General features: G+C 41.8%; 19 protein-coding genes and 2 tRNA genes. 10 read left to right on the plus strand and 11 right to left on the minus strand.

From position 1 onward, the window contains the following. Positions 1 to 140: 140 nt before the first annotated feature. The 3 genes from EP57_RS07430 to EP57_RS07440 are packed head-to-tail and all read left to right on the plus strand — an operon-like array spanning position 141 to position 1,815. Entirely contained in the window at positions 141 to 716 is a 576-nt protein-coding gene (locus EP57_RS07430; RefSeq protein WP_036085557.1) for a TetR/AcrR family transcriptional regulator, read from the plus strand. A 2-nt stretch (positions 717 to 718) separates the two neighbouring features. Then, entirely contained in the window at positions 719 to 1,357 is a 639-nt protein-coding gene (locus tag EP57_RS07435; RefSeq protein ID WP_036085560.1) for a FusB/FusC family EF-G-binding protein, read from the plus strand. Between the two features lie 44 nt (positions 1,358 to 1,401). Further along, on the plus strand, positions 1,402 to 1,815 hold the full coding sequence (locus EP57_RS07440; RefSeq protein ID WP_036085564.1) for a VOC family protein: 414 nt from the start codon (positions 1,402 to 1,404) through the stop codon (positions 1,813 to 1,815). A 46-nt stretch (positions 1,816 to 1,861) separates the two neighbouring features. Here the strand turns inward: EP57_RS07440 and EP57_RS07445 are convergent, their stop codons facing one another. Next, positions 1,862 to 2,305: a hypothetical protein gene (locus tag EP57_RS07445; protein WP_036085566.1), complete on the minus strand. Its 444-nt coding sequence runs from the start codon at positions 2,303 to 2,305 to the stop codon at positions 1,862 to 1,864. 169 nt (positions 2,306 to 2,474) lie between these two features. Between EP57_RS07445 and EP57_RS07450 the strand changes: the two genes are divergently transcribed. Next, positions 2,475 to 2,564: transfer RNA gene (locus EP57_RS07450), tRNA-Ser, on the plus strand. 141 nt (positions 2,565 to 2,705) lie between these two features. Here EP57_RS07450 and ybaK read toward each other — a convergent pair. Both ybaK and EP57_RS07460 read right to left on the minus strand, forming a co-directional pair. Beyond that, entirely contained in the window at positions 2,706 to 3,203 is a 498-nt protein-coding gene (gene ybaK / locus EP57_RS07455) for a Cys-tRNA(Pro) deacylase (protein ID WP_036085567.1), read from the minus strand. A 68-nt stretch (positions 3,204 to 3,271) separates the two neighbouring features. Beyond that, the gene (locus EP57_RS07460) at positions 3,272 to 3,727 is read right to left on the minus strand and encodes a YslB family protein (protein ID WP_036085568.1); all 456 of its coding nucleotides are present in this window, start codon (positions 3,725 to 3,727) and stop codon (positions 3,272 to 3,274) included. 199 nt (positions 3,728 to 3,926) lie between these two features. Between EP57_RS07460 and racE the strand changes: the two genes are divergently transcribed. The 5 genes from racE to EP57_RS07485 all read left to right on the plus strand — a co-directional run bounded on the left by racE (position 3,927) and on the right by EP57_RS07485 (position 6,872). Then, positions 3,927 to 4,745: a glutamate racemase gene (gene racE / locus EP57_RS07465; RefSeq protein ID WP_036085569.1), complete on the plus strand. Its 819-nt coding sequence runs from the start codon at positions 3,927 to 3,929 to the stop codon at positions 4,743 to 4,745. Next, the gene (rph, locus tag EP57_RS07470) at positions 4,742 to 5,491 is read left to right on the plus strand and encodes a ribonuclease PH (protein WP_036085570.1); all 750 of its coding nucleotides are present in this window, start codon (positions 4,742 to 4,744) and stop codon (positions 5,489 to 5,491) included. The genes racE and rph overlap by 4 nt, the downstream gene beginning before the upstream one ends. Beyond that, on the plus strand, positions 5,488 to 6,093 hold the full coding sequence (locus tag EP57_RS07475; RefSeq protein ID WP_036085571.1) for an XTP/dITP diphosphatase: 606 nt from the start codon (positions 5,488 to 5,490) through the stop codon (positions 6,091 to 6,093). Before rph ends, EP57_RS07475 begins: the two co-directional genes overlap by 4 nt. Before the next feature lie 32 nt (positions 6,094 to 6,125). Next, positions 6,126 to 6,650 (plus strand): metallophosphoesterase, encoded by a 525-nt coding sequence (locus EP57_RS07480; RefSeq protein WP_036085572.1) that lies wholly within the window; start codon positions 6,126 to 6,128, stop codon positions 6,648 to 6,650. A gap of 148 nt (positions 6,651 to 6,798) precedes the next feature. After that, a tRNA-Arg gene (locus tag EP57_RS07485) sits at positions 6,799 to 6,872 on the plus strand. A 209-nt stretch (positions 6,873 to 7,081) separates the two neighbouring features. Here EP57_RS07485 and EP57_RS07490 read toward each other — a convergent pair. The 8 genes from EP57_RS07490 to zapA all read right to left on the minus strand — a co-directional run bounded on the left by EP57_RS07490 (position 7,082) and on the right by zapA (position 16,028). Further along, positions 7,082 to 7,408 (minus strand): Imm59 family immunity protein, encoded by a 327-nt coding sequence (locus EP57_RS07490; RefSeq protein WP_036085575.1) that lies wholly within the window; start codon positions 7,406 to 7,408, stop codon positions 7,082 to 7,084. Between the two features lie 84 nt (positions 7,409 to 7,492). Next, the gene (locus EP57_RS07495) at positions 7,493 to 8,707 is read right to left on the minus strand and encodes an aspartate kinase (protein ID WP_036085577.1); all 1,215 of its coding nucleotides are present in this window, start codon (positions 8,705 to 8,707) and stop codon (positions 7,493 to 7,495) included. Between the two features lie 11 nt (positions 8,708 to 8,718). Next, the gene (uvrC, locus tag EP57_RS07500; protein WP_036085578.1) at positions 8,719 to 10,518 is read right to left on the minus strand and encodes an excinuclease ABC subunit UvrC; all 1,800 of its coding nucleotides are present in this window, start codon (positions 10,516 to 10,518) and stop codon (positions 8,719 to 8,721) included. Between the two features lie 131 nt (positions 10,519 to 10,649). After that, positions 10,650 to 10,964 carry a thioredoxin gene (gene trxA / locus EP57_RS07505; protein WP_036085579.1) on the minus strand — a complete coding sequence of 105 codons (315 nt, stop codon included), beginning with the start codon at positions 10,962 to 10,964 and terminating at the stop codon, positions 10,650 to 10,652. Between the two features lie 78 nt (positions 10,965 to 11,042). Continuing rightward, the gene (locus tag EP57_RS07510; RefSeq protein WP_036085580.1) at positions 11,043 to 13,400 is read right to left on the minus strand and encodes an endonuclease MutS2; all 2,358 of its coding nucleotides are present in this window, start codon (positions 13,398 to 13,400) and stop codon (positions 11,043 to 11,045) included. Positions 13,401 to 13,424: 24 nt separating this feature from the next. Beyond that, positions 13,425 to 15,146, minus strand: coding sequence for a DNA polymerase/3'-5' exonuclease PolX (polX, locus tag EP57_RS07515; RefSeq protein ID WP_036085581.1), 1,722 nt, complete (start codon positions 15,144 to 15,146; stop codon positions 13,425 to 13,427). Between the two features lie 75 nt (positions 15,147 to 15,221). Continuing rightward, entirely contained in the window at positions 15,222 to 15,761 is a 540-nt protein-coding gene (locus tag EP57_RS07520) for a CvpA family protein (protein WP_036085582.1), read from the minus strand. Beyond that, on the minus strand, positions 15,762 to 16,028 hold the full coding sequence (gene zapA / locus EP57_RS07525) for a cell division protein ZapA (RefSeq protein ID WP_036085583.1): 267 nt from the start codon (positions 16,026 to 16,028) through the stop codon (positions 15,762 to 15,764). 175 nt (positions 16,029 to 16,203) lie between these two features. Between zapA and rnhC the strand changes: the two genes are divergently transcribed. After that, complete coding sequence (gene rnhC / locus EP57_RS07530) at positions 16,204 to 17,136, plus strand: ribonuclease HIII (protein ID WP_143812839.1); 933 nt, start codon at positions 16,204 to 16,206, stop codon at positions 17,134 to 17,136. Positions 17,137 to 17,182: the final 46 nt, after the last annotated feature.

Below are 17,182 nucleotides of genomic sequence, written 5' to 3' on the forward strand. Positions count from 1 at the left end.
CTTCTTTATTATCCTATCAAAATTGTGACATAATGGCTAGAGGTTATTGACTTTTTTTGATTCTGGATTTATACTAAAATAAAAAATGACTCTAAAGTCAAATTATGACCGCAGTTATTTTTATGAAAGGTGGCCTCTAAATGAATTGGAAGGAACAACAAAAGTACGACCGAGAACAATTAATACTTGCCGAAGCAGAAACCATGTTATTTCAAACCACAGATAGCACGATAAATATGGATGCACTTGCGCTCGCTGTTGGGATTTCTAAAGGAACATTATACAATCACTTCACCAATAAAGAGGCGATTATTACACGTATTTTAGAACGAAACGCGCAGAACTTACTACAAATGATGCGCGAAACAATGATAAACGTCGATGATAGCAAAATGAAATTACAAACATTGTTACGTATTATTATTCGCAATCCCTACTTCACTTTAGTTTTGCAAAATCAACCGGATATGAGCCAAGTCAATGAACTCACACATATTTTTGAACGAATTATAGAAGAACTCACCCTACTTTTTCGTCATCTTCAAGAAAAAAACATCATTGATTCGGTATACCCAACGACATTTTTAGTAGCGCATTTTATGCATCTATTTGATCCTGCTATCTTTCAACATTTACTAAAAGAAGGCGTTCTCGAAGACCATATCGTCGACTTGACTGAGCGCTTCTTTTTCCAAGGAACACAAAAGGAGATGTAAACATGCAATTTATTACCAATGCAAATTACCACTTTATCATGTATCAAGCCTTCAATGCGTATCATGGCGCTATTAATACGAACGACGAAAGCGTCAAAAATGCCTTGCGCTTCTCATGTATCGATAAAGCCAGAGCGATTTTTGACACCTTAACAACCGAGCAAGAAGCCTTAATCGGCGAAATTTTTCATATTCGTTCTGAAGAAGAACTAGAGGCCTTCGATGCCAAACTGCAAAACTATTTAGTTCCCTTCCCAAGCATTAACGAGAAAACAGTCAAAAAACTATTTCCAAAGGTGAAAAAACTAAAAGCCCCTGATTTACCAGCTGAGCAAATGGATCGTCTTGTTTTTCTTGGCTGGAATGACACGGGCGCGCAAAAGAAATTCATCATCGCCCAGCACGACCATCAACTTGTAGCCGTTCATGGTAGTTTCACACCTATTTCCAAGAAAGGCATCTGTGCTTTTTGCCACCAAAACGAGCGCGTCGGTTTATTCAAAGCAGACATAAAAGCCAAGGGAAACAATGATAATTTTCGCGCTATCGGTCAGTACATTTGCGCAGACAGCCTCACTTGTAGCAACAATATCAAAAGCGAATCTCGCCTCTTAGAATTTATTAATGTATTAAAAGCCTAACTTTGGGTATACTAGTATAGTAAAATCAAAAGGAGGGCAAAAAAATGGCAAGAAAACCAAAAATGCTTTTTGTGAACTTAGCAGTAAAAGACTTAGACAAATCGGTAGAATTCTTCACAGCGTTAGGATTCGAGTTCAACCCCCAATTCACCGATGAAAATGCAACATGCATGATTTTAAATGATAACACGTTCGTCATGTTACTCGTAGAAGGGTTCTTCCAAAACTTCACCAAGAAAACAATCGCTGAACCTGCAACAACTACCGAAGCAATCATGGCTATTTCTGCAGATACACGCGAAGAAGTAGATGAAATCGTAGAAAAAGCACTTGCTGCTGGCGGAAAAGTTTCTAATGACAAAATGGACGAAGGCTTCATGTATAGCTGGAGCTTCCAAGATGTTGATAATCACTTATGGGAAGTTATTTATATGGACCAAAGTGCAGTAAATGGCTAAACCACAAAACGAGGCAGGAATTAAACTCCGACGCCTCGTTTTTTTATTATGCATTTTTATAGCCTTGTAAAATAAACGGCATAATTTGATCGTGAAATGCCTTTAGTTCTTCTAAATAGTAGGCTATTTCTTGGTTACTCGCCTTCAAGTCCCCTTCTGCCTTCCGTTTTATCAAAAAAGCTTCCATAGCTGTCTCAAATGATTCGCGATTCTCTAGTGCCTCGGCTTCTGAAAAGCCATTTTGGGCCTCCGCTTTACCTAGGTTGTAGTAATCCAATTGCGAATAACTGCCACCACTTACCGCATGCAATCCGTTCGTTACTGTCATAACAATTCTCGATCGATAATTATTCACATATTCTGGGTGAGCTTTCAAAATACTAGCGTTACTTCCTTGTGTATAATAATGGTCGAACCAGAAGTCTGCAAAGCGAAATATCTCCTTCGCAAAAAGCCTAATTATTTCGTTGGATATTAATTCATCGCGCATAGTCCCCACCCTCATAAGTTATATGACTTACATTTTATTTTAAGGGTCTTTCAAGCACAATGCAATATAACTTTCGGAGCAAATCCTCACCATTTATTTTTATTCAAAAAAATTTATAATTTAGGGTTGGCAAATGAATAAATCCATGATACAATAAATCTTGTGTTTCGGAGGAATACCCAAGTCTGGCTGAAGGGATCGGTCTTGAAAACCGACAGGCGGGTAAGACCGCGCGGGGGTTCGAATCCCTCTTCCTCCTTCTTATGAAAACAGCTCATTTTAATTAATGAGCTGTTTTTTTATGCACTTTTACTAATAAAGGAATACGCCACTAGATAGACATAGTATTCTCTACACAAACTGGTGTTTTAGAAAATAACAGCCGTCAGAGTCTGAGCAATCAGACTCTGGTATTGTAGATATCTTCTAAATTTGCACTCGTAACTTGTACTAAATCCATTGGTGCAATTGCTAATTGAAGTCCTCTTTTCCCCGCCGAAATAAGTAATTGTTCTTGATTTTTTGCATCATCGGCAATAAAGGTTGGGAAGTGTTTCTTTATTCCAATTGGTGAACAACCGCCGCGAATGTAGCCTGTCACTTTTTCTAGGTCTTTCATTGGTAACATCTCTACTTTTTTATTCCCGCTGACTTTAGCAAGCAATTTTAAATCAAGTTCTTTATTCGCGGGGATACATGCGACGACAATGCCTGTTTTATCGCCTTCTGTGACGAGTGTTTTATACAATTTCTCTGGTGGAACGTGCAACATGTCGGCGATTTCAGATGCATCCATATGTTCTTCATGAATTGGGATTTGGCGGAGTTCATAATTGATTTTTTGCTGGTCTAAAATTCGACTAGCGTTGGTTTTGGCGATTTTTTTATGGTGACTCATTTTTTTCACTCCTGTTTTATGAAAAATAGCGGTACTCTGTGAAGAATAGCCGCTACAATCGTGATTATTTAGCTGATAATATCGTCATCGGAGACGGCTTCTTTGCGATCCCATTTGACGATAATGCGTACTGTTTTTTTGCGTTTATCTACTTCTTCGTAACTTTCCGTGTAGAGCTTTCGTTGGTATTGAATTTGTTCTGCGACAAAGCCTGCTTCTAGTTTAAAGGTCGCTTCGCTGTCGTTTGTTAATCGCGATGTTACAATCTCTCCGCTTAAAAGTAATTGCAACTCGTCTTTCTTCTCGCCAACAACTGTTAAATCGCCGAATGATGCGCGTTTAAAGAAGTCTACGATGTCCTCCATTGTTTCCAAACGATATTTTCGAGCCAGTTCTTTTCCCGCCCAGTATAGGATGTGTGGCGTTTCTTCACCAAGTATGTTTGGTACTAACGTGTCGCGAATTAATTCGTAACCAAAAACCGGTATCATTTTTTCATTTACAATTTCTTCATTTTCTGCCATTTATAAATACCCCGCTTTCTACTCCACCTATTATACCCAGAAATTCGCAAAAATAGAACTAACAACGTCAAAATTTCTAAAAAAAGCAGTAAATCCATCAAAAAGCTTGCGAAAACCGTTAAAAAATAAGAAAATGAAGAGTATAATTAAAATATCTATAGTATACTTATTCTAAAATGAAGAAATTGAGGCGAAACGTGTGAAAAGAGCAATTGGTTTTATTGATTCGGGCGTTGGTGGGCTGACAGTGGTTAAAGAAGTCCTAAAACAGCTCCCTCATGAACAAATATATTATCTTGGTGATACCGCACGTTGCCCATATGGACCGCGCGATCGTGACGAAGTGAATCAGTTTACTTGGGAAATGACGAATTTTCTAGTTGAACGAAACATTAAGATGTTAGTTATTGCGTGTAATACGGCTACAGCGGCGGCGCTTGCAGATATTCGTGCGACATTAGATATACCAGTTATCGGTGTTATTCAACCAGGTTCCAGAGCGGCTTTAAAAGCAACGCGCAACAATCGGGTTGGTGTCTTGGGCACAATTGGAACCGTTCAAAGCATGGCGTATCCTAAAGCATTAAAAGGACTAAATCGTCGTGTCGAAGTCGATTCACTGGCATGTCCGAAGTTCGTATCGGTTGTAGAAAGTGGCGAATATAAAAGCGCGATAGCCAAAAAAATTGTCGCCGAGTCTTTACTACCGCTAAAAAGTACGAAGATTGACACGATTATTTTAGGCTGCACGCATTATCCCCTACTTAAAACATTGATCGAGAATTTTATGGGTTCAGATGTTGCGGTGATTAATTCTGGCGAGGAGACGGCTAGTGAAGTTAGCGCGTTGCTGGATTATCACGATTTATTAGACCGAGACGATAATGGCGTACAACATCGTTTTTTTACAACGGGTTCTGTGTCCATTTTCCAAGATATTGCGCAAGACTGGCTTGATATACCTGACATGCACGTTGAACATATCAAATTAGGAAATGAAAAGGGAGTGTACCAATGAGATTCGACGGCAGAGAAAAAGACGTTTTGCGACAAGTAGAGATGATTCCAGGTTACATTAAACATCCGGAAGGCTCGATTTTGATTACAGTTGGCGATACGAAAGTGATTTGTTCTGCATCTGTAGAAGATCGTGTCCCACCATTTATGCGCGGTGAAGGACGTGGCTGGGTTTCCGCAGAATATGCGATGCTACCTCGTGCGACAGAACGCCGAAATATTCGCGAATCTTCCAAAGGAAAAGTGACAGGTCGGACGATGGAAATCCAACGCCTTATCGGTCGTGCATTGCGAGCAGTTGTGGATCTAGATGCACTTGGTGAACGCACGATTTGGCTGGATTGCGATGTGATTCAAGCAGACGGCGGAACACGAACAGCATCCATTACAGGAGCTTTTGTGGCGATGGTACTTGCGATTGAGAAACTTCACGCGGCTACACCTTTTGCAAAATTCCCTGTCAATGACTTTCTGGCAGCTACAAGTGTCGGCGTTTTAGAAGATGGTACGGCAGTTCTTGATTTAAATTATGTAGAAGATTGTGCCGCGGCTGTTGATATGAATCTTGTCATGACTGGCGCGGGCCGTTTCGTCGAACTTCAAGGTACAGGCGAAGAAGCGACATTCTCCGAAAGCGAACTAAGCGAACTCCTGACGCTCGGCAAAAAGGGAATCGCTGAACTGATTACCTTCCAAAAAGAAATACTAGGCGCAGAAACGAGCCAATTAATTGGAGGCCAAGCATGAAGAAACTAGTAATTGCAACGAACAACCCAGGCAAAGCAAAAGAATTCGAAAAGCTATTCGGCGCACACGGCATTGAAATTTTGACATTAGCTGATTTTCCGGAGATTGGCGAAATTGAAGAAACTGGCACGACTTTTGCGGAAAACGCGGCATTAAAAGCAGAAACCGTAGCACAAAAAATAAACCAAGTCGTGATTGGCGATGACTCCGGCTTGATTGTTGATGCGTTAAATGGCGCACCAGGCGTATACTCTGCGCGTTATGCCGGAAATCAACATAATGATGCAGACAACAACGAAAAGCTTCTAAAAGAGCTTACAGACGTTCCTGCGAGCGCACGACAAGCCCGCTTCCACTGCACACTAGCCGTTGCCTTCCCTGGCAAAGAAACACAATTTTTCACAGGCGAATGCGAAGGTTCGATTTTAACAGCACCACAAGGCGAGAACGGTTTTGGCTACGATCCCCTCTTTTACTTGGCATCGTTTGACAAATCCATGGCAGAAATCCCGCCAGAAGAGAAGAATAAAATCAGCCACCGCGCAAAAGCTTTAGAAAAAGTTGCAAAAAATATAGACCAATTGATAGAAAAGATTGTATAATGGAACAGTAATGAAAGATGGGGGAGAATAATTTGAAATTACTAGTAGTTAGCGACAGTCACCATGAACGCGACTGTCTCATCCATTTGAAAGAGAAATACGAAGGCGAAGTTGATGCGATGATTCATTGCGGCGATTCCGAACTAGAGAAAGATGATCCTGCTATTCAAGGTTTTCATACGGTTCGTGGGAACTGCGACTTTGGCTCTGACTTCCCGAATGATTGGGTTGGCGAAGTCGATGGCTACCGCGTTTTTACCACACACGGACATTTGTATAATATCAAAATGACATTGATGAATTTGCGTTACCGCGCGCGCGAATTAAATGCCGACTTTGTTTTCTTTGGTCATTCGCATGAATTAGGCGTTGATATGCTGGATAATACGATTATTTTGAATCCAGGCAGCATATCCCTTCCAAGAGGACGCATCCACGAGAAAACATATGCATTAATTGATGCAACCGATGACGGCGTTAAAGTACGCTTCATGACGATTGATGACAAAGAACTAACCGACCTAACACAAACATTCCCGCTAGTGAAGAACAATTAGTTTTTCCGGCGGGTTTCGGTGATTAGTGGCGCCAAAATTGGATAAACTTACAACAACATGAATATTTTTCGAAAATATCGCCTAAAAGCATTGACAAATCGGCAAATAAAACATAAAATGATACTTGGCTGTGAAAATTGTATAGCGTGTCCTGATAGCTCAGCTGGATAGAGCAACGGCCTTCTAAGCCGTCGGTCGGGGGTTCGAATCCCTCTCAGGACGTTAGTAAACTCGTTGGAAACAGCGAGTTTTTTTATTTTACTTTTTTGAAATCAATTAGGAACTGAAATTTGGGGCAGATTTGGGGCAGGATTTAACTTTATTAAAATCGACCCATAATAAAAAGCGACTAGCTAGCACTGTAGTATTCGCTTTTTATTTTCCTCATGTTTTGGTGAATACAGAAGTGTATGCCCCTCAATATAGTATTTCTACTTATCCCATAACTGGCAGGGATACTCAGGAGGATCTCCATCCCTCACCCTTTTCCTATTTGAAAGGATAGTATCCTGCATTATGCTTAGAAATTGATGGAATGCATCAAAAATATCTTTAAACTTGTATTTCCCCATTACCCCAGCTCTATCAGCAGTCATATAAACTTCAAATGTTTCTCCAATTTTTTCGATTCTAATTTGATATTCTTGTCTGTTGTTTTCTGGCCCTTCAAAAATGGAATATCTTAAGTCTTCATAGTCCAATATTTGAATGTCATCCTCTAAAATCTTTTTATACTCTTCCATTAAATCACGGTTCATTTTGCTACCTCCTTTAAAAGCCCTAATTTTTCATTACAGAACACAAAAAAGCTAGGCAAAGTGAACTCCGCCTAACTCCTCTTCTCAATCCTCCAACTCAAATGTATCGTGCAACACTTGGGCTGCGCGGATCATTTTCTTTTCATCTACTACGGTTGATACTTTAATTTCTGATGTGCTTATCATTTTAATTGCGATGTCATTGTCTGTCAACGCTTCAAACATATGGGCTGCGACGCCTGGATTCGAAACCATGCCAGAACCAACGATAGATACTTTGGCTAGATTCTGCTCAGATTCGAGTTTTGCGTATTGGAGTGTTTCTTGGTGTTCTTCTAGTACTGCCAATGTTTCTAGTAGCGCTTTTGTTTTAATGGTGAAGGACAGATTGCCGTGGCCTAGTCCTGTGATGCCTTGGATAATGATGTCGACGTCGATGTTGTGTTCAGCTAATGTTGTGAATACTTTGGAGACGCGCATGTTTTCTTTTTTGTCCCAGTGAATGGTTACGCGGGTGATTTTATCTTCGAATGCGATTCCTCGCACGACTTTCGTGTTTTCCATGGTCATTTCCTCCTCAATCATGGTTCCTGCTTCGTCTTCGTGGCTGGCGCGAACTTCGAGTGGGATGCGGTAGTTCTTCGCATACTCGACGGCTCTTGGATGCAGGACACCGGCGCCAAGATTGGCTAGTTCGAGCATTTCGTCGTAGGTAACTTGGTTTAGTTTGCGAGCATTCTTGATGTAGCGCGGATCGGTTGTGAAAACGCCTACGACATCGGTGCAGATGCTACATTTGTCTGCTTCTAGTGCTGCGGCAAGTGCGACGGCTGTTGTGTCGGATCCGCCTCGACCTAGTGTTGTGATTTCACGGTCGGCGCTGATGCCTTGGAATCCTGCGACGATGACAATTTTGCCTTGGGTAAGTGCGTCTTGGATGGTTTCGGTATCAATGTCGAGGATTCGGGCGTTACTTGCGATTGGCTCGGTGGTGATGCCTGCTTGCCAGCCCGTGTAGGAAACAGCTTCGTAGTTCTGTTCGTGAAGCGCCATGCTAAGTAAGGAAATGGTCACTTGTTCTCCGGTAGATAGGAGCATGTCCATTTCGCGCTTGCTCGGGTTGTCGCTGATTTCTAATGCCATGTCAACGAGGCGGTCGGTTGATTTGCCCATCGCGGACACGACGACAACGACTTGGTTCCCTTTTTTAAATTCGCGGATTGCTTGATCTGCGGTTTTTTTGATTTTTTCGATGGTGCCTACTGAGGTTCCGCCGAATTTTAATACTACTCTTCCCAAAAATACCCCTCCTATTTCGGTTTCTCTTCGTTTAGTTTTGCGAACTTCTCGTGTACTGCTTCAGCGACGGCGATTGGTACGCCTGCTTCTTGGATTTCAGCGACGGTTGCCGTTTTTATTTTTTTCATGGACCCAAAGTGTTTTAAAATGGCTTTCTTGCGGCCTGGGCCAACGCCTGGAATGCCGTCAAGTAACGATTGGAATCCGGTTTTGCTACGAAGTTGACGGTGGAATGTGATGGCAAAACGGTGGACTTCGTCTTGGATTCGCTGTAATAGGTAGAATTCTTGGCTGTTGCGGTGTAGCGGCACGACTGCGAGTGGGTCACCGAATAGTAATTGGCTTGTTTTATGTTTGTTGTCTTTGGCGAGCCCTGCGACTGGAATGTCTAAGCCGAGTTCGTTTACTAAAACATCTTTCGCGCTATCGATTTGTCCTTTTCCCCCATCAATCAAAATTAAATCTGGAAGTGGCAAGCCTTCTTTTAGGACACGCCAGTATCTGCGACGCACAACTTCGCGCATTGTCGCGTAATCATCAGGTCCAACGACGGTTTTGATTTTGTATTTTCGGTAGTCGTTTTTGCTTGGGCGGCCGTCGAGGAAAGTAATCATTGCCGATACTGGATCGGTTCCATGAATGTTCGAGTTATCGAAGGCCTCGATGCGGTTTGGCGTCGGAATTCCCATTGCTTCGCCCAGTTTCTCGGTTGCTCCGACTGTTCGCTCTTCATTGCGTTCGAGCAGCAGGAATTTCTCGTTTAATGCGATTTTGGCGTTTTTGTAAGCCAGTTTCACGAGATCTTTCTTATTGCCACGCTTTGGCACAATAATTTTCGTGTCTGGAAGCAATGCTTGAATCGCCTCTTCGTCTACATCATCCGGTAGAAAAATTTCTTTTGGCGGAATATGATTCGTTTTTTGATAAAATTGGCCGATAAATGTTAGGAAGTCTTCGTCGGCATCGCTGTAAAATGGAAATTGTGAGACATCGCGTTCGATGAGCTTGCCCTGGCGAATGAAAAAGACTTGGACGCACATCCAGCCTTTGTCAATGGCATAGCCAAAAACGTCGCGGTCTACAAAATCGTTCATCGTCATTTTTTGTTTTTCCATCGTTGTTTCGATTGCTGTGATTTGATCGCGGAATTCCGCAGCTTTTTCGAATTGCATGTCTTCAGCAGCAACTTGCATTTTTGCTTGCAAATCTTGTTTGACTTCTTTATAGCCACCGTTTAGGAATTGGACAATTTCGTCCGTCATTTTTTTGTATGTGTCGGCTTCGACTTTAAAGACGCACGGGGCTAGGCACTGGCCAAGATGGTAGTATAGACAGACTTTGTTTGGCAGTGTGGTGCATTTGCGCAGTGGATAAAGCCGGTCGAGGATTTTCTTTGTTTCATTGGCGGCGTACACGTTTGGGTATGGGCCGAAGTACTTTCCTTTGTCACGCTTAACTTGGCGGGTAATGATAAGACGAGGATGGCGTTCATTGGTAATTTTGATGAACGGATAGGTTTTGTCGTCTTTAAGCATGATGTTGTAGCGTGGATCGTGTTTTTTGATTAGATTTATTTCGAGTAACAGCGCCTCAACGTTAGAGGATGTTACGATGTATTCAAAATCGCGAATTTCTTGTACGAGTCGTTGGGTTTTGCCATCGTGCGAACCTGTAAAATAAGAGCGCACGCGGTTTTTCAATATTTTGGCTTTTCCGACATAAATAATTGTGCCCTGCTGGTCTTTCATTAAGTAACACCCGGGTTGGTCGGGTAATAGGGCTAATTTATTGCGAATGTGTTCGGTCGTCATTATTTATCACTCCAAATACAGGCTTTACTTCCTTTATAAGTGTAGCATAAATCAACAAAAAAGCTAGAAAAAGAAGTGTGAAAACGTAGATTTAATCCCGCTTCCAAATCTTTTTCTAGCCGTCAACTAACTTATAAATATTTCGCTAAAACTTCATCCAATTCTTCTTTTGGACGATAGCCAATCACCGTATCAACAACTTCGCCATCTTTCTTGATAAGCAATGTCGGGATACTCATCACACCAAATTTACCTGGTGTTTCTTGATTTGCATCAACATCCATTTTAACGATTTTTAATTTATCACCTTGTTCTGCGGCAATTTCTTCTAAAACTGGAGCAACCATGCGGCAAGGACCACACCAAGTCGCCCAGAAATCTGTAAGCACAAGACCTTCGTTTGTTTCTTGCTCAAACGTAGCATCTGTAATTTCTTCAATAGCCATTTTTCTTACCTCCTCACACATATTGTAACGCTAGTATAGCACTGCGCCCTCATGTGGAGCCAATAATCTGCTCAAAAATCACTTCAATTCCGCGATAGTAACACCGTTCCCGCCTTCTGCTGCGGCACCAAAACGAATCGATTTAACCATGCGGTGGTTTTTCAAGAATTCCGTAACACCTTGACGTAGCGCACCGGTTCCTTTTCCGTGTATAATGCTGACTTGGTGATACCCAGCAAGTAATGCCTCATCGATGTATTTATCAACTTGTTGCAGGGCATCTTCATAGCGAACACCGCGTAAGTCAAGCTCTGTTTTGGTGATAGAATTATCGCTTTTCACTGTTGTCACATGACGCAGTTTCTTCGGTTGTTCTGGTTTGAGATATTCGAGGTCGGCTTCTTTGACTTTCGTTTTGATAATACCGATTTGCGCATTCCATTCTTTGCTGTTTACGCGATCAAGTAACACACCTTTTTGACCTAATGACAAAATGCGTACTTGGTCTCCTTTAGCAAACTTATGCACCACTTTGGGAACATCGTGAATCACTTTTTTCTGGATAGTTTTTGGTTTTACTTGGTTTAGGCGGCTCTTCATTTCGATGAGTTCATGTTCTTTGAGACCGGCTGCGCCTTGTAATTGCATTTGACGCAGTTCTTGGATGATGACTTCTGCTTCAGTTTCTGCTTTTTCAATGACTTCTGCCGCTTTTTCATTAGCTTTTTCCATGAGTTTGTCTTTTTGATTATGGTACGCGATAATTTCTTTTTGGAGTTCTTTTAGCAGTTTATCGCCGTCACGACTTAGCTGATACGCTTCTTCGTACTCTAATTCTGCCGCTTTTCGTTTTTCTTCCAAGCTAGAAATCATATCGTTTAAATCTGCGCTTTCTGTATCGACAAGCCCTCTGGCAGCGTCAATTACGGTTTCATTTAGACCTAAACGACGCGAAATCGCAAAGGCATTGCTTCGACCAGGAACGCCGATTAATAATTTATACGTTGGACTTAATGACTCTACATCGAATTCAACAGAGGCATTCGTCGCAAAAGGACGATTATAGCCATACGCTTTTAGTTCAGGATAATGGGTTGTCGCAACGACGCTCGCATTTTTAGCCGCAACTGCATCCAGAATCGCAATGGCAAGCGCCGCACCTTCTTGCGGATCAGTACCAGCCCCCAGCTCATCAAATAGAATCAAAGAATCTGCGTCCATCTTATCTAAAATAGAGACAATATTTGTCATATGCGAAGAAAATGTACTCAAACTCTGCTCAATCGACTGCTCATCCCCAATATCAGCAAAAACTTGCGAGAACACAGCGATTTCAGACTCCTCTTCGGCAGGAACTTGCAAACCAGCCTGTGCCATCAAAGTGAGCAAACCAAGCGTTTTCAAGGTAATTGTTTTCCCCCCGGTATTTGGACCCGTGATAAGCATCGTCCGGTAATCTCCGCCAAGTAGAATATCATTACTAACAACAGTCGCTGGATCAAGCAACGGATGACGCGCGCGGAACAAGCGAACAATACCATCTTGATTAATACGCGGTGTCACACCTTTCATTGACTTCCCAAATCTCGCTTTCGCAAAAATGAAATCAAATCTGCCGAGCACATACGTATTTTGTCTAATCTCTTCTATAAATTCGGCCAATGCCGCTGAAACTTCCGCCAAAATCCGCTCAATTTCTTGTTTTTCTTTCGCTTGCAATGTGCGACGTTCATTATTCATGTCCACAACACTTTGCGGTTCAATAAACAATGTTTGGCCCGAGGCGGATTGATCATGCACAATCCCACCATAATGCCCTTTGTACTCATGACGCACTGGCAAAACATAGCGATCATTACGAATCGTGATAACCGTATCACTTAGCATTTTGGAAGCATTTTTGTCGCGTAAATATTGTTCTAAACGTTCCCGAACGCGACCTTCTGTGCGGCGTAGCGTCTGACGAATATTGCGTAAAGCCTCGCTCGCTGTGTCTAAAATTTCGCCAGCCTCATCCACTGTAAGCGCAATCGTTTCCTCTGTATCTCGCATTGGTACAAGCTTGCTTGCCAAATCATCAAGTAATGGCAATTCCACGCCTTGTTCGATTAAATCATCAATAAAATGCTTCATCAAGCGACTTACGCGCAAATTACTTCCCGTTTGGTAAAGCTCTAAACCGCTCAAATCCCCACCGATTTCTAGTCGTTTCATATGAGCCGATACATCATAAATCCCTGATATTGGCGCCGACCCACGTAATCGAATAACCTTAGCACCTTCCTCGGTTTCTTGCTGTGCTAACTTCACCTTATCGATTGCAGGTGTTGGTTGTAGCGCTCGAATCGCCTCCTCGCCCAGTGCAGAAGAAGCAAATTCGAGCAGTTGTTGCTTTATTTTATCGAATTCTAAAATTGTTTCTACTTTTTTACTCATAATTTATAACCCCATGTAACGTTCTTATTTTGCGGAACGTTTATTTTTAATAAATGCTAGGAAATCCGCCTTGCTTCTTGTATTCAGCACATTTTCCTTTGCAAGCCAACCTTTTGTCGCAGCGCGAACACCGATTTCCATAAAATCTAAATGTTTGGTATCGTGCGCATCCGTATTGATAGCAATTGGCACATCACGTTCTTTAGCGAGCTCCAAATATTTCGCAGTTAAATCCAGTCGTTGCGGATTCGCGTTGAGCTCTAAAGCCGTCCCTGTCTCAGCCGCCAATTCAATCAATGCCTCGACATTTACATTATACCCATCACGCCGACCAATGACACGCCCAGTTGGGTGCGCGATTAAATGCACATACGGATTTTCACAAGCAGTCCGCAATCGCTTCATAATTTCTTCTTCCGATTGTGAAAAACTCGAATGAATCGATGCGATCACAAAATCCAAATCTTGCAACAAACTATCATCAAAATCAAGCGATCCGTCCGGCAAAATATCCATTTCAATACCAGACAAAATCTCAATTTCGGCGTATTGCGCGTTTAAGGCACGAATCTCCTCCTGCTGTTTCCTGATACGCTCCTCCGTCAAACCATTGGCTACCTTCAAAAATTGCCCATGATCCGTGATAACCATGTACTCGTAACCCTTGGCAATACAAGCCTCTACCATTTCTGAAAGCGAATATGCACCATCTGACCAAGTCGTATGCATGTGCAAATCGCCCTTAATATCTGCCAACTGAACAAATGCAGTATCCTTTGAAATCCGATCAATCTCTGTCCCATCACGTCTTACTTCTGGAGGTAAGAACGGAATATTAAAATGCGCAAAGAAGTCTTCTTCTGAATCGAACTGTTTCACATTTCCAGCCTCATCTTCGACACCGTACTCATTAATCTTCTCCGATTGTTGCTTAGCAATCTGACGCATCCGAATATTATGGTTTTTAGAGCCTGTAAAATGATGTAATGTACTCACAAATTCACCCGGCGCAACCATTCGAAAATCCACAGAAATCTTAATACCATCATCCAGCTCAACAGAAACTTTCGTGTCTCCTGCCGCAATGACTTGATCAATCGTCTCAATCGCGAGCAATTGTTTAGCAACCGCTTCAGGATTACTTGTCGCAATCACAAAGTCCAAATCCTTCACCGTTTCACGTAAACGTCTAAAACTACCCGCATGCGAAAAACGTTCAATTTCTTTTATCCCAGCTAAATAACCCTCTAATTCTTTGGCAACTGGCAGTACATCATTTAGCGGATACCTGTCTGGGCGGTCTCCCATTTCTTGAACCGCTTCCACCATTTTATCCACTGACTTCTGCCCGAAACCTTTGAGTGCCGAAATGCTTCCATCTTCGGCTTTAGCAAGTAGTGAATCTTTGTCTACAACGCCCAGCTCTTGATACAAACGTGACAATTTCTTCCCACCTAATCCAGGCGCTTTCAAAAGCGGCACCAGTCCTTCCGGTACTTCCTTTTTAAGCAAATCGAGTTCTTCTGATTCACCTGTTTCAATGAAATTCTGAATAATAACAGCGGTTGATTTTCCAATCCCACTTATTTTTGTAAAATCTTCTATTTCTGAAAAGCTACGTTCATCCTGCTCTAACGCAAGTGCTGCCTTCCGAAAAGCCGATATTTTGAACGGATTTTCACCCTTTAGCTCCATATATAAAGCAATTGTCTCTAATAAGTTAATAATTTTCTTTTTATTCATCATTCCGCACTCCCCCTTTAAAACAAGCAGAAAAGCTGGAACTGAGCAGCCCCAGCTTTTCGCTGACATCTAAAAATTCTATGGTAACATGCTAGTCATCCATTTATAAAACGATTCCGATAGCCACGGCGTATTCTTCAATATCCATTCCGCTACAGACGAACCAGTAATCGCGTTCTGTGCCCACTCTGCTGGGAAAATTGCCCCAACATATAAAACTAAGAAAATCAGTAAATACGTCGTTAACACACCTAAAAGGGCTCCAATCAAGCCATTCACTTGACGTAAAACCGGCACTTTCGTCACACCTTTAAACAGCGAAGCAATCATGTGTACAATAATAGTTGCCACGATGAAAATCATCAGAAAAGCAATACTATTATAGTAAGCATTCTCAGTATGAAGCGATTCTAATAACACATAAAAATCATTCGCCTTATCCAATTCTGGATATGGAATAAACGTAAGATGCGGCGCCAACATTTCATAATATTTATACGCTACAAAATAAGACAACAAATAACCAATTGTAATGATTAATTGCCGTAAAACACCGTTTCGATAACCATTAAAGAATCCACCAACTAAAAAAATTATTATTATAACATTTAAGATCATCTATTCTCTTCCTTTAAGCCGAGCCAGCTCTTTCTCCAGCTCTTGATATTTTTCCTCAAGTTTCAGATAATCATGTGTGGCGTTAACAGCAGTCAAAACAGCTAATCTTCCACTGTCCAAAGACCGATTTTGCGAACCGATTTCATGCATTTTTTCATCCACGAGACGCGCAACATGGCGAAGGTGGTCTATTGTTTCGACACCAACAATTATATATTCTCTACCATAGATTGTTGTTGTCAGCTTATTTCTAGTATTATCTGCCATCTGTCTTCCTCCTCATTTAAACACAATATCCTACATGTACCTCATCTTATCATGAATTCCAAACGAAGAAAAGCGCAAATGTTCTAATCGGCAATGATTTCAGCCTTAAGTATGAAACAATGCACCCAATTGTGGTAAAATAACAATGAAACTTTAGAGAAAGAAGATGATCCCAATCGCAAATACCGTAATTCAAGCTACACCAAGCCAAATCGATGCCATGCAGAAAGCCTACTTATCTTGCATGTCCGATAAAATACCACCCGGTGCCATCTTTGCCGCAAAAAAAACAGGTCTTTCCATCACGGCTTATAAATCTGGAAAAGTGATGTTCCAAGGCGCAAAAGGCGAAATGGAAGCCGCAAAATGGGGCAGCCCCACAGTACCAAAAGTAAAATCGAGCAGTTCCAAATCAACATCCGTGCTTCCAGTTGGTTTCGCAAATAAAAACGTTGTTGGTTCCGATGAAGTAGGCACTGGCGATTATTTCGGACCTATGATAGTTGCAGCGTGCTATGTCGATCAAGCAATGATGCCTCTACTCAAACAACTCGGCGTCAAAGATTCGAAGGCGATGACTGACCCAGAAATTTGTGACATCGCGAAAAAAATTATTCCCGTTGTGTCACATAGCCTCTTACTTCTGCCAAATCCCAAGTATAACGTCCTTCAAGCCAAAGGGATGAATCAAGGGCAAATGAAAGCAATCCTCCATAATCGTGCGTTAGAAAACGTCCTTGCTAAAATACAGCCGATTAAACCAGATGCCATCCTGATTGACCAATTTGCAGAGAAAAATACATATTATCGCTATTTAGCAAAAGAACCTTCCATTGTTCGCGAAGACGTCTTTTTCGCTACAAAAGCAGAAGGACTTCATCTTTCTGTTGCAGCTGCATCTATCATTGCTCGCTCACGATTTGTCGAAGCTTTCCACGAAATGGAGCGTGAACTTGGCATATCTATTCCAAAAGGCGCAAGCTCTAAAGTGGACCAAATCGCAGCCAACATTATCGATACAAAAGGGCTTGTGACGCTTCAACAATATGTAAAATGGCATTTTGCAAACACAGATAAAGCTAAGCGATTATCGCATACATCTAATTAACCCGTTCTTAATATGAGAGTCGAATCATGCCCACTAGTGATTCGAC

The sequence above is a fragment of the Listeria booriae genome (assembly GCF_000766865.1).
GTDB classification, from domain to species: Bacteria; Bacillota; Bacilli; order Lactobacillales; family Listeriaceae; genus Listeria_A; species Listeria_A booriae.